Here is a 12610-nt window from a genome sequence, read left to right as displayed (position 1 = left end):
TACGGGCCGTCGTCAGTGGGGGCGCCGGGCGTTGAGCCGGGCGGCCTGGCGGGTCAGGTGTTCGCGTTCGGCGAGGTTGGGTGCCTTGTGGGCCGCCTCGGCGTACAGGCGTGCCGCCGTCGGAAGGTCGCCGTCGCGCTCGTGGAGGTACGCCGCCACCGCGGCATAGCGGGGCAGTGAGGCGTCCAGCGTCGACAGTGCCGCCAGGCCGGCACGGGGGCCGTCTGCCTCGCCGACGGCCACCGCGCGGTTGAGCCGGACGACAGGGCTGTCCGTCAGGCGCGTGAGCTCGTCGTACCACTCGACGATCTGCACCCAGTCGGTCTCCTCGGCGGTGGGCGCGTCGGCGTGGAGGGCCGCGATGGCGGCCTGCGCCTGGAACTCGCCCAGCCGGTCGCGGGCGAGGGCGGACTGGAGGATCTCGATGCCCTCGGCGATCGACTCCGTGTCCCAGCGGCTCCGGTCCTGCTCGGCGAGCGGCACCAGGCTGCCGTCGGGCGCGGTCCGGGCGGCGCGCCGGGCGTGGTGGAGCAGCATGAGGGCGAGCAGCCCCGCCACCTCGGGGTGGTCGATCGCGGCCGCGAGCTGCCGGGTGAGCCGGATGGCCTCGGCGGCGAGGTCGACGTCCCCGGAGTAGCCCTCGTTGAAGACCAGGTAGAGGACGCGCAGCACGGTGGCGACGTCGCCGGGCTGGTCGAACCGCACGCCGGAGACGGTGCGCTTGGCCCTGCTGATGCGTTGCGCCATGGTCGCCTCCGGCACCAGGTAGGCCTGGGCGATCTGGCGGGTGGTGAGCCCGCCGACCGCGCGCAGCGTGAGCGCGACGGCGGACGACGGGGTCAGCGACGGGTGGGCGCACAGGAAGTAGAGCTGGAGGGTGTCGTCGACGTCGGGGGCGGGTCCGGGCGCCGGTTCCTCGTCGACGAGGTCCTCACGTCGGCGGCGGGCCTTCTCCGCCCGGGCCTGGTCGAGGAACTTGTGCCAGGCGACCGTGACCAGCCAGCCCTTCGGGTCGCGTGGCGGGTCGGCGGGCCAGACACGGACCGCCTCGACCAGCGCGTCCTGTACGGCGTCCTCGGCCGCCGCGAAGTCGGCTCCGCGGCGGACGAGGACGGCGAGCACGCTCGGCGTGAGGCTCCTCAGCAGGGCCTCGTTCATCAATGGCACTCGGTGATGTTGGGCGTCGCGGTCAGGAACGGGCGCAGCTCCAGCCACTCGTGGATCGGCTTCCCGCCCGCTCCTGGGGCCGCCGACAGCTCCCCGGCCAGCTCGACGGCGCGCTCGTAGCTGTCGACGTCGATGACCATCCAGCCGGCGATGAGGTCCTTGGTCTCGGCGAACGGGCCGTCGGTGACCGGCGGGCGCCCCTCACCGTCGTACCGGACCCACGCTCCCTCGGGGGCGAGCGCCTGACCGTCGACGAACTCGCCGGTCTTCTCCAGCCGGGCCGCGAAGTCGTTCATGTACTGCACGTGCGCCGAGATCTCCTGCGGCGTCCACTGGTCCATCGGCACGTCGTTGACCGCCGCCGGAGCGCCACGGTAGTGCTTGAGCAGCAAGTACTTGGCCATCGTGTTTCTCCTCGGTACTGGTGCGACCCATCTTGGCCGCGTTCACCCCGGGGACGGAGCCAGGCACGGGTTCTCGACATCGCCGCCCGAGATTTTTTGAGGAATCCGGGATTTTTTGAGAAAAGGGCCCCCGGCGTCCGCGCCGGGGGCCCTTACGTACCTCGGTGGGCCCTAGAACGTGCCCAGCTTCACGATCGACAGCAGCGCGACCAGCTGGATCGCGCTCGCGCCCAGGGCCTTCGGCCAGGGCAGGTCGTGGGACTTGGAGACCATCACGGTCAGCAGCGCGCCCGCCGCCACCCAGGTCACCCAGCCCAGGATCTGGACGAACGTCGCGTCGCCGCCGGCGAACATCGCGAAGACCAGGCGGGGCGCGTCGGTCAGGGACATGACCAGCATGGAGAGGCCGACCGTGGGCTGCCAGGCGCCGTCGCCGCCCAGCTGGCGGGCCAGGGTGTGGGTGACCACGCCCAGGACGAAGGACGACAGGACCATCGCCACGGCCGTCGTCAGGACGATCGGGACCGCGTTCGACAGGGTCGCGTTGATCGCGTCGTTGCGTGCGCCGTCGAAGCCGAAGACCGCCAGCAGGCCGTACAGGAAGGTCACGACGAGGGCGGGGCCCCACATCGTGTAGTCCCGCATCTGGAGGAACGTCTGGGCGGGGGACAGGACGATCCCGCGCAGCAGCTGCTTCCAGTGCAGGCGCGGGCCGATCGGGGCGGCCGGGGCCGCGCCCGCCTGGTAGGTCTCGCCCTGGCTGTAGGGGTCGTCGCCGACCGAGAACGCCTGGGTGTGGCCCGGGTTGTTCGCCGCGTACGGGTCCGGGGCGCCGCCCGGGCCGTGCGGGTAGCCGCCGTCGCCGAAGTACTCCGGCTCGTCGGGGCCTCCCTGACCACCCTGACCACCCTGACCACCCTGACCGCCGTGGCCACCGGGGCCGTAACCGCCATGGCCTCCGCCGCCGTTCGCCTGCGGCCAGCCGCCTGCGCCGCCGCCCGAGCCGCCGTACGGCTGCTGCGGCGGCGGGGGATAGCCGTACGACGGTCCCTGGGGCGCCTGCTGCCCGTACGGAGGTTGTTGGGGGCGCGTTTGCGGGGTGCCGTCGTTCCGGCTGCCCCGTCCGATCCTGAATCCAGCCACGTCTTCGAACGTACCTGGTCCCGGAGAGTCGCGTGCCGGACCCTGCGGTTCGGGCCCGGCTTTGCGGCCGAGCTGTGACATCCCCTAAGGGGCCAATCAGGGATGGCCAAGGGTCGGTTCAGGGAGCCGGTCAGGGTGCAGGTCAGGGAGCCCGGTCAGGGATGCCGTCAGGGAGCCGCTAGCGCAGCATCACCTGGCCCAGCCTCAGGTAGCCGGACGTCGGCAGGCCCGTCGAGCCCGGGCCGAAGCTGATCGCCTTGTTGGTGGTCACGCCCGAGGCCGAGCCGCGCAGGCTGTAGAGGGAGCCCGCGGGGTGGTTCTCGCCGTCGGCGCCGACGGACAGGTCCGCCTTGCGGTCGCCGTTGAGGTCGGACAGCCGTACCGACGCGCCGAAGCGGTCGGCGGACTCGGCGGTGCCGGGGACGCCGGCCGTGTTCTGGGTGAAGGACTGGGCGCCGGTGGTGGTCAGGCCGGTGGCCGAGCCGCGCAGGACGGTGACGCTGCCGGCGATCTTGGCGGCGCCGATGGTCTCGTGGATCGTGCCGACGGCCAGGTCTCCGTAGCCGTCGCCGTTGATGTCGGCGATGGACAGGGCGTTGCCGAACCAGTCGCCTTCCTCGTCCGAGCCGGGGACGCCGGGGGTGTTCTGGGTGATCGTAGTCTGCGGTCGGGTGCGGACGCCGTCCGCGCTGCCGAGGTAGGCGTTGACGGAGCCGCCGACGCTGGTCACGCCGTCGTCGCCGAACGTCGACGTGACCACGTCGGCGTAGCCGTCGCCGTTCAGGTCGCCGACGGCCGCCAGCTCGTAGGCGCCGTTCTTGAGGAACGTCTGGCGGGTGAGGCCGGCGGTGGAGCCCAGGTAGACGAAGGCGCCGTCGTCGTACGTCTCCGCCTGGGTGCCGCTGACGACCAGATCGGCGATGCCGTCGCCGTTCACGTCACCGGCGGCGAGGCTCTGGGCGCCGTAGATGATGCCGGAGTACAGGTCGGTGGCGAGCTCGTAGCGGGACGCGGCGCCGGAGGCCTTGGTGAAGCCGCCCCTGTGGATCCAGACGTCGCTGCCGGTGCTGCCGACGGCGAGGTCGGCCCGGCCGTCCCCGCTGAAGTCGCCGACGGCCAGGGACATGCCGTACTCGTCGTGGGCCGAGGGGGCGGGGTCGGGGACGACCTGGCCGCCGGAGAGGCCGCTCCGGCCGCCCCAGACGATCACCACGGCGCCGGCCTCGGCGTTCTCGCCGTTGCTGCCGATCACGAGGTCGGCGTACCCGTCCCGGTTCAGGTCGCCGGACGTGAGGGAGGTGCCGAACTCGTCGCCCTGCTCGGCGGCGCCCGGGATGCCGGCCGTGTTCTGGGTGAGCACGGTGCGGCGCGAGGCGCTGATGCCGTTCGCCGAGCCGTAGTTGACGACGACGGCGCCCGCGTCGGTCTTGCCGCCGACCGGGGTGTAGGGCGCGGCGGTGGCGAGGTCGCGGTAGCCGTCGCCGTTGAAGTCGTCGGCGTACTTGGCGGGGGCCGCGGCGGCCGGTACGGCGGTGAGCAGCGGGCCCGCCGTCAGCGCGGCGGCGACGGTGGCCGTGGCGAGGGCGAGGGCGGGGAGGCGTTCGCGGCGGTGGTGCCGGAGCATGTGGGGTTCTCCTGCGGTCGGGTCAGGTGGTCCAGGGCGTGGGCCGGGGGTGGAGGCGGTCAGCCCGCCAGTACGTCGCCGAAGTAGGCGTCGCCCGTCGGGCCGCCCACCGTGGTGGCGCCGAAGGACCTGGCGCCGGTGGCGGTGATGCCGGAGGTGGTGGACTTGAAGAGCCAGACGGCGCCGTCGCCGGTGTTCTCGTGCGCGGCGCTCACGACGAGTTCCGCGCGGCCGTTGCCGTCGACGTCCGTGAGGTGGACCGCGCCGCCGAAGTTGTCCAGCCGCTCGGCGGTGCCGGGCACACCCGAGCTGTCCTGGCTGAAGACCTTGGCGCCGCTGCCCGTCAGGCCGGACGCCGAGCCGCGCAGGACCGCGAACGAGCCCGCCTTGTACACCGAGCCGACGGCCTCGTTCTCGATGCCGACCGCGATGTCCGGGTAGCCGTCGCCGTTGGTGTCGCCCGCCGCGAGGCTCCAGCCGAAGCCGTCGCCCTTCTCGGCGGTCCCGGGCACGCCCGTGGTGTCCTGGGTGATGCGGACCGGGGTGCGCGAGCTCAGGCCGGTGGACGCGCCGTAGGTCACCGTCACCGCGCCGCCGAGGCCACCGGTGGGCTCTGTGGTCGACTTCTCCATGAAGTTGCCGGTGACGATGTCGCCGTAGCCGTCCTTGTCGACGTCGGCGATGACCGCGTCGTAGCCGCCCGCGACCTTGCTGCCGGCCGTCAGGCCGGAGGCCGTGCCCTTGTAGAGGACGCTGCGGGTGCGGTAGCCGCCTTCGGGGATCGCCTCCCCGCCCATGACCAGCAGGTCGGTCTTTCCGTCGCCCGTGACGTCGCCGGCGATGAGCTTGTCGGCGTTGATGCCGGTCTGCTCCTGCGTGTCGATGCCGACGAGCTCCGTGGCCGCGCCGGCGCGGGTGAACGGGCCCTTGAAGATGTTCAGTTCGGGGAAGGCGATGTTCGCCGCCGCGAGGTCGGTGTCGCCGTCGCCGTCGAAGTCGCCGGTGGCGACGGACCAGCCGAGCTCGTTGCGGTTCTCGGGGAGGGGCGAGGAGATGTCGGTGGCGGTCTTCAGGCCGGTCGAGCCGCCCCAGATCACCGTCAGCACGCCGGAGTCGCCGGTCGAGCCGATCTGCTCGCCGTGCACGCCCACGATCAGGTCCGTGTAGCCGTCGGCGTCCAGGTCGCCGGTGGTCAGGCGGTCGCCGAAGTAGTCGTACGACTCCGGGACGCCCGGGATGCCGTCGGTGGCCTGGCTGATGATCTGCCGCTTGCCGGTGTCGAGGCCGCTCGCGGTGCCGTAGACGACGGCGACGTATCCGGCGCCCGTCCTGCCGCCGGCCTGGCCGATGGGCGCGGCGATGGCGACGTCGCGGTAGCCGTCGCCGTTGAAGTCGCCGGACAGGCCCGAGGGGGCGGCGGAGGCGCCGGTGGCGGGCAGGGCGCACAGCAGGCCCGTGGTGAGGGTGGCCGCCAGCAGCAGGGTGCGCTTGCGCATCGTGAAGTCCCTTTCGAAGCTCAGGAGTTGAGAGCCGTGCCGTAGCCCGGGCCGCCGGCCGTGGACACGCCTGTCGTCGCCGGGCCGAAGCTCGCCGCCCCGCTGGTCGTCACGCCGCCCGTCGCGCCGCGCAGGGACCAGATCGCGCCGTCGCCGTTCTCGCCGGTCGCGGAGACGGTGAGCTCGGCGCGGCCGTCACCGGAGTGGTCGGCGAGCAGGACACGGGCGCCGAAGCGGTCGTTCGACTCGGAGGTGCCGGGCACCCCGGCGGTGTTCTGCGTGAAGGACTGGACGCCGGTCGTCCTCAGGCCGGAGGCCGAGCCGTACAGGACGGTCACCGCGCCGGCCCCGGAGTTCTCGCCGGACGCGCCGACGGCCAGGTCGGCGTAGCCGTCGCCGTTGATGTCGCCCAGGGAGACATGGCTGCCGAAACGGTCGCCGGACTCGGCGGCGCCGGGGACACCGGCGGTGTCCTGGGTGAGGACGAGCGGGGCGCGGTCGGAGTCCAGGCCCGCCGGGCCGCCGTAGCGGACCGTGACCTTGCCGCCCTTGGCGCCGGCCGGGTCGGCGGAGGTCTCGCGTTCGTTGCCGATCGCGATGTCCCCGTGCCCGTCCTTGTCGATGTCGCCGATCGCGGAGACGTAGCCGGCGGGCAGATCCTGCATCCAGTCACCGAAGTTGCCGACGTACGGCTCGGTCACCAGGTGGGTGATCGCGTCGTCGGTGCCCGCCCTGCGGCCGTGCAGGACCAGGTTGGTCTCCGAGGCGGCCGTGACGTGCCCGACGGTCACGGACGTGATGCCGTACGAGGCGGAGTACTGGCCGGCGAAGCTCTGGCCGGAGCCGCCCTGGAAGGAACTGGTCCTGGTGAACGGTCCGTTGATGAAGGCCAGCTTCACCGGGCCGTTGGAGCCGATCACGAGGTCCGGGTCGCCGTCGGCCTCGACGTCGCCCGCCGCGAGGGACTGCCCGTAGCGGTCCACGTCCGTGGCGAAGGGGTTGGGCACCGCACGGGCCCCGGACAGCCCGGACGCGGAGCCCCAGATGACGACGACCGTGCCGTCGTTGGTGTCCCCGTTGACGTCCTCGCCGGGCGCCCCGATGAGGAGGTCGGCATGGCCGTCGGTGTCGAGGTCGGCGGAGGCGACGGCGGACCCGAAGGCGTCCTCGGCCTCGGCGGCGCCGGGGACGCCGGCCGTGTTCTGGGTGATCAGCGTCCGCGTCGAGGTCTTCAGCCCGCCGGAGCTGCCGTAGACCACGGACACGGCGCCCGCCTCGGCCTTGCCTCCGACCGTGGCGCCGGGTGCGCCGATCGCGAGGTCGACGCGGCCGTCGCCGTTGAAGTCGTACGGCTTGGCGGCCGTGGCGGCGTGGGCGGCCGGGGCGGCGTGGGCGGCCGGGGCGCTGAGGCTGAGCGCGAGCGGGGTCAGGGCCGCCGCGAGGACGGTGGCGGTGATACGGGTGCGCACGGAGGCTCCGCCCCTGAGCTGACGATGTGTCACTGAGCGATCACCGAGCCGAAGTTGGCGGCGTACTTGAGGGAGACGTCGGCGGCGGTCAGTCCCTTGGCGCCCGTGGTGGTCGGGCCGGTGGAGGTGCCGCGCAGGGTCCAGACGCCGCCGACGGAGTTCTCGCCGTCGACGCCGATGACGAGTTCGGCCTTGCCGTCCTTGGTCAGGTCGGTCAGGTCGACGGCGGAGCCGAAGCGGTCCCAGGCCTCGGCGGTGCCGGGCACGCCGGAGGTGTTCTGGGTGTACGACTTGGCGCCGCTGGTCCTCAGGCCGGAGGCCGAGCCGAACAGCACGGTCACCGAGCCCGCCTCGTTCGCCGAGCCGAGGTCCTCGCCGGGGGCGCCGACCGCGACGTCGGCGTATCCGTCGCCGTTGATGTCGCCGGTGCCGACGGTCGCGCCGAAGGCGTCGTCGGCCTCGCCCGAGCCGGGCACACCGGTGGTGTCCTGGTGGACGACGGTCGGCGTCTGCGCGGGGTCGGGGCCGTTCGGGCCGCCGTACCAGACGGTGATCCGGCCGCCCTTGTGGCCGCCGGGCTTGTAGCTGGAGGGGTCCGTGTAGTCGCCGAGGACGAGGTCGCCGTATCCGTCGCCGTCGATGTCGGCGATCGAGCCGGGGAAGCCGTCGGCGTTCGGCAGCTCGGTCAGGGTGGAGTTGCCCGTGCCGCTCGTGCGGTAGTAGAGGATCTGGCCGCCGGTGTCGCCGTCCACGGCGTGCGGGTAGACGCGTTCGGCCGCGCCGTCGCCGTTCATGTCGCCCGCGATCGCCTCGTAGCTGGTGCCGAGTTCGCCGACGCGGTAGTGGCTCAGCGGGCCGCCGGTGCGGGTGAAGGGGCCCAGGTACAGGCGGGTGTGGCTCTGGCCGGTGAGCGTGACGTCCGTGTCGCCGTCGCCGTCGAAGTCGCCGGCCGCGATGCCCCGGGAGAAGCCGCCCCACTCGGCGAGCGTGGACGGCTGCGGCAGCCCCTTCCCACCGGACAGACCGGACGGGCCGCCCCACAGGACGGTGCCGGAGCCGACGCCGTCCCGGTCGCCGATGCTCTCGCCCGTGGCGCCGACCACGAGATCGGAGTAGCCGTCGCGGTCCAGGTCGGCCGCGGCGAGGGCGGCGCCGAACACGTCTCCCGACTCGGCGGTGCCCGGCACCCCGGCGGAGTTCTGGGTGATCACGGCCTTGCGGGTGGCCGAGACACCGGACGACGAGCCGTAGAGCACGACGACGGCGCCGGCGCAGGACGCGGAGCCGACATTGGTGCAGGGGGCGCCGACCGCGACGTCACGGTAGCCGTCGCCGTTGAAGTCGCCGGCCAGCCTGGAGGGGGCGGCGGAGGCGGTGGCCGCCGGGAGGGCGGTGAGCAGGCCGGTGGTGAGGGCGGCGGCGAGGAGGAGGGGGCGCTTGCGCAAGGTGGGTGCTCCTGGGAAAGGGTGCCGGGCCCGTGGGGATGAACGGGCCCGGCATGTCGAGTGCTACGGCTGCTCAGTCCGCGAAGTTGGCGCCGAAGTACGGCGTGCCCGTCGTCGAGACGCCCGAGGTGCTCGGGGCGATGGAACGGGAGCCGGTGGTGATGATCTTCGAGCCGCTGGAGGGCAGGTAGGTGACCCCGCCGTTGCCGGCGTTCTCCATGGAGCCCACGACCAGGTCGGCCTTGCCGTCGCCGGTGACGTCGTCGAGCTTGACGTCCAGGCCGAAGGAGTCGTCGTCCTCGTCGTCGCCGGGGACGCCCGCGGTGCTCTGGGCGAAGCCCTGGGTGCCGGAGGTGGTGTTCAGGCCGTCGGCGGTGCCGTAGAGGATCGTGACCGCGCCGGTGTTGGCGGCGCTGCCGATGTTCTCGCCGGCGACGCCGATCGCGAGGTCGAGGAAGCCGTCGCCGTTGATGTCGCCGAGGTCGAGCTCGTGGCCGAAGTTGTCGTTGGTCTCGGCGGCGCCGGGGACGTTGCCGGTGTCCTGGGTGATGCCGGTGGCGTACGAGGTGAGGGGGCCGTCGTCCGAGCCGTAGGTGACCCAGACCTTGCCGCCCTTGCCGGAGTCCGGGATCGAGGTGCCGTCGCTGGTGGTGGTGTTCCAGTAGGCACCGCTGACGACGTCGCCGTATGCGTCGCCGTCGATGTCGCCGATCGCGGTGATCACGCCGGGCTTGAGGGTCTTGGCGCCCGCGGTGCTCAGGCCGGTGGGGCCGCCGGGGATGAAGTAGTTGCGGTTCCAGCCGTTGTCGGTCTCGGTCTCGTAGCCGTCGACGACCAGGTCGGTCTCGCCGCCGTTGATGTCGCCGGCGGTCAGGTTGACCGGGCCGCCGGCGTCACTGCCCACGATCGAGGGCTTGATGGTGTAGCGGCCGCCCGCTACGCCGGAGAGGTTGAAGCCTCCCTTGAAGACGTGGATGGTGGCGGTGCTGTTGCCGACGGCCAGGTCGGCCTTGCCGTCCCCGTCGAAGTCGCCGGCGGCGAGGTTCTTGCCCCACCAGTCGTGCGAGGACGGTGCCGGGTCGGCGACCGTCACGCCCTTGCCGGTGATGCCGGAGGCCGAGCCCCACAGGATGGCCAGCCCGCCGCCGTCGACGTCGCTGCCGACGTCCTCACCCCAGGCGCTGACGGCGATGTCGTCGTAGCCGTCGCCGTTGAAGTCGGCGTACGCGGTCTCCGCGCCGAAGTTGTCCCCGGCCTCGGCGGTGCCCGGGCTGCCCGTGGTGTTCTGGCTGATCGTGTGGCGCTTGGCGGACGAGACGCCGCTCGCGGTGCCGTAGAGGACGACGAGCTGGCCGGCCGCCTTCTTGCCGCTCACGTAGGCGCCCTGGGCGGAGAAGGCGACGTCACCGATGCCGTCGCCGTTGAAGTCGGCGTGCGGGACGTCGGTGGAGTCGGCGGCGGTCGCCGTGGACGCCGCGAAGGTGAGCAGACCGCCGGTCAGCGCGGCCGCGGTGGCCGTCGCGAGGGCGACTCTTGCCGTGCGGCGCGGGTGGTGCTTGTGCATGCGGGTTCTCCTGCTGCATGCGGGGATGCCTGGCGGACATCCGCAGCCAATGGGGTGCGACTGTGCGCGTTTGCCCGGAGTTGTCCTCGGGTTCATGGCACGGTCAGCGATCAGGAGACCGGCGAGGAGGCGTAAGGGTTGTACGTGAGTTCGGTAATTGTTTGAGGCGGTTGTGGTCGGGGGGACCGGTGGTGGTCGGCCGGACCCGGATTCCTGAGGTCCGTCCACCCCTGCGCGCTGTGGGCGCCGATGCCCCGCCCGAAACTGCCAACGGCTACCGGCTACCGGCTACCGGCTACCGGCTACCGGCTACCGGCTACCGGCTCCCGGCCCGGGCTCATCAACGCCGTGGTCTGGTACGCCTGGTGATGCGGACGCGCGTCGCCGCCGCTGCCGGACAGGGCGCCACGGCGGGCGTGCCGGCCGCGGCGCCGGAGGGGCAGGCCCTGTACGAGACTCGGGCGAGGCCCTCAGGCGAGGCCCTCAAGGAACACCGAGAGCGCGGTGTGCAAGGTTTCCGGCTGTTCCAGGTGCAGGTAGTGGCCGGTGCCGGGGATGCTCAGTGACACGGTCTCGGGTCGCTGCCGGAGCATCTCGTCGGCTTCCCGCGCAGGGATGAAGCCGGACTGGGCCAGGACGGCGAGGGTGGGGCACACGACCTGTTCCCACTCGTGCCAGAAGGAACGCCGGGCGTTCTCCGCCAGCGAGCGGACCATCACGTCCCGGTCGAAGCGAGGCCACCACCCGCCCTCGCCGCCCTTACCGCCCGCGCGTTCCTCCAGCCCGGCCGCCCAGCCCGCGCCGACCCGTCCGCCGCCGAGGAACGCGGCTGCCGCTTCGCGCGAGGGAAACGGCGTCGGCCACGAGTCGAGCCATCCGCCGATGTCCACCGGCCCGTCGGGGTTCGGTCCGCCGGGGCCGGCCTCGATGAGCACGAGCGCGCGGACCAGTCCGGGATGCGCGGCGGCGGTGAGCATCGCCGTGTGCCCGCCCAACGACTGGCCGACCAGGGCAGGTCGCCGCAGCGCCGGTTGCTCGACCACCGCGACGACGTCGGCGACGCAGGCGGCGCGCGAGACGTCCCGCGGGTGCCGCTCACTGGCGCCGTGCCCGCGCTGGTCGACCGCGACGACCCGGTAGCGGGAACTCAAACGCCGTGCCGGCCCGTCCCATTCACCCGCGTGACCGGCGAGGCCGTGCGGCAACACGAGGGGCTGCCCCGGCCCGCCCCAGTCCCGGCAGACACGCCGGACACCGTCTCGCACCACCACGCGTTCGGACCATGCCACGTCGGGCCTCCGGGAGACGCTGATACGAAGGTTCAGTCGAGGCCGGTCTCCACGGGGTGGGCCATCGGCCCTGAGCCACATGGCGAACGTGGCCGCCGGACCAGCTGTGCGGTCCATGACGGCCACGCCCTCGTGCGTCAGGCCCCAGCTCTGCGCTGCGCCTCTGTGGCGCGGCGTCACGTCCTACTCCTCCGGCTCCCAGGCCTGGAGCAGGTCGAAGAGATGCCGGTCGCCGTCGAGCTTCAGGGAGTCCACCGGAATACGGCCGTACAGGGCGAGGACCAGGTCACTGGCCGCGCCCCGGGCGGAGGCGGCGGCCGTGTCCGGGTCCTCGCCGGCAGCGGTGGCGGGCATGGTGCCGGACGTGGGGAGACGGGTGGCCCGTGCGCCGTCGGCGGAGAGCGAGAGGCGCCAGGAGTGGCCCTCGGTGGCGTGGAAGTCGACGGCGGCGGGCTTGTGCGGCCAGGCACTCGTCGTCGCGCAGCAGGTGGACAGGAACTCGTCGACACCGTCCAGTGCCACCTCGTCCGGCACCTGCGGCGGCTGCGGGGCGCCCACGGTGACCTGGGCGTCGTAGGTGTGCAGCGCGATCTCCTGGAGCTGGTGCCGGGCAACGGCACCGCAGGTCTGCGGCGACTGCGACGTACCCCACCACGTCCAGCAACCGCGATCCGGGCCGGCCTCGCGCAGTGCGTCCGGTAGCTGCTGCGTCGATGCCGCGAACCAGGCCGGCAGGGCCTCGCGCTCCCGAGGCGCTGCCGGGCCCTCCGACGCGGACTTGGCCGCGGCGGCAGGCCCTGCGGCGATGGTGGCGGCCCAGGAGCGGCGCCCGTCGCCCAGGTGCTGCGCCAGATCGAACAACGTCCACTCGGGGCAGGTCGGCACCCGCACATCGAGGCAGCGGGCCCGATTGTCGTGCGCGGAGGCGAGCCATAGTGAAACTTTGTGTGCTGATGTGTTGACCTCTGTTCGGATCGTCTTCTAGTTTGCGGGAGCTATCCAACCGCCG

General features: G+C 72.8%; 10 protein-coding genes. All 10 read right to left on the bottom strand.

Going from position 1 to position 12610, the window contains the following annotated elements:
- Positions 1-12 precede the first annotated feature (12 nt).
- A complete protein-coding gene (locus QQM39_RS20815; protein ID WP_302003657.1) occupies positions 13-1158 on the bottom strand; it encodes an RNA polymerase sigma factor in 1146 nt (381 codons plus the stop codon).
- Positions 1158-1571, bottom strand: a complete 414-nt coding sequence (locus tag QQM39_RS20810; protein ID WP_301998710.1) for a YciI family protein — start codon at positions 1569-1571, stop codon at positions 1158-1160. The genes QQM39_RS20815 and QQM39_RS20810 overlap by 1 nt, the downstream gene beginning before the upstream one ends.
- 171 nt (positions 1572-1742) lie before the next feature.
- Entirely contained in the window at positions 1743-2795 is a 1053-nt protein-coding gene (locus QQM39_RS20805; RefSeq protein WP_301998709.1) for a Yip1 family protein, read from the bottom strand.
- A 97-nt stretch (positions 2796-2892) separates the two neighbouring features.
- A complete protein-coding gene (locus QQM39_RS20800) occupies positions 2893-4338 on the bottom strand; it encodes a VCBS repeat-containing protein (RefSeq protein ID WP_301998707.1) in 1446 nt (481 codons plus the stop codon).
- A 59-nt stretch (positions 4339-4397) separates the two neighbouring features.
- A complete protein-coding gene (locus QQM39_RS20795; RefSeq protein WP_301998705.1) occupies positions 4398-5834 on the bottom strand; it encodes an FG-GAP-like repeat-containing protein in 1437 nt (478 codons plus the stop codon).
- Between the two features lie 20 nt (positions 5835-5854).
- Positions 5855-7303 carry an FG-GAP-like repeat-containing protein gene (locus tag QQM39_RS20790; RefSeq protein ID WP_301998703.1) on the bottom strand — a complete coding sequence of 483 codons (1449 nt, stop codon included), beginning with the start codon at positions 7301-7303 and terminating at the stop codon, positions 5855-5857.
- 29 nt (positions 7304-7332) lie between these two features.
- Entirely contained in the window at positions 7333-8748 is a 1416-nt protein-coding gene (locus QQM39_RS20785) for an FG-GAP-like repeat-containing protein (protein ID WP_301998702.1), read from the bottom strand.
- Positions 8749-8821: 73 nt separating this feature from the next.
- The gene (locus QQM39_RS20780) at positions 8822-10312 is read right to left on the bottom strand and encodes a VCBS repeat-containing protein (RefSeq protein WP_301998700.1); all 1491 of its coding nucleotides are present in this window, start codon (positions 10310-10312) and stop codon (positions 8822-8824) included.
- A gap of 470 nt (positions 10313-10782) precedes the next feature.
- Positions 10783-11601 carry an alpha/beta fold hydrolase gene (locus tag QQM39_RS20775; protein WP_301998698.1) on the bottom strand — a complete coding sequence of 273 codons (819 nt, stop codon included), beginning with the start codon at positions 11599-11601 and terminating at the stop codon, positions 10783-10785.
- Positions 11602-11784: 183 nt separating this feature from the next.
- Positions 11785-12576: a maleylpyruvate isomerase N-terminal domain-containing protein gene (locus QQM39_RS20770; RefSeq protein WP_302003656.1), complete on the bottom strand. Its 792-nt coding sequence runs from the start codon at positions 12574-12576 to the stop codon at positions 11785-11787.
- Positions 12577-12610 lie beyond the last annotated feature (34 nt).

This window comes from Streptomyces sp. DT2A-34 (genome assembly GCF_030499515.1).
Lineage (GTDB): Bacteria > Actinomycetota > Actinomycetes > Streptomycetales > Streptomycetaceae > Streptomyces.
Note: the sequence above shows the minus strand (reverse complement) of the source record. Positions and strands in the feature narration are given on the sequence as shown.